The sequence below is a fragment of the Planococcus donghaensis MPA1U2 genome (genome assembly GCF_000189395.1).
GTDB classification, from domain to species: Bacteria; Bacillota; Bacilli; order Bacillales_A; family Planococcaceae; genus Planococcus; species Planococcus donghaensis_B.
This window is the reverse complement of sequence record NZ_AEPB01000059.1, coordinates 1-287: the sequence shown is the minus strand read 5'-3', so window position 1 is coordinate 287 and position 287 is coordinate 1. Positions and strand designations below refer to the sequence as shown.

Below are 287 nucleotides of genomic sequence, written 5' to 3'. Positions count from 1 at the left end.
GGCGATTTCGAAAAAGCCTACTCATTAGAGCGTGAAGGGATTCAACACATGAGCATGTTCGCAGAAAGCTTGTCCATTGCGATCACAACGCAGTTCCCAGACAAATTCGAAAACACAAGTGCCGATACACCAGCGATTGACTTGCGTGCAACATTAAACCAAACATTTACTGAACACGCTGGCCTTGCGGTCATGGCAATGCAAGACGGTGCCGATGGCGCGGAAAGCTTTGACCAAGCAGCAGGCGCGTTACTAGCGAACGCGGATGACTTGTCAGCTGCAGTTGG

At 50.5% G+C, this 287-nt stretch carries 1 pseudogene; it reads left to right on the top strand.

The window, feature by feature from the left end:
- Positions 1 to 287, top strand: a pseudogene (locus GPDM_RS15420) (hypothetical protein); the annotation flags it as partial.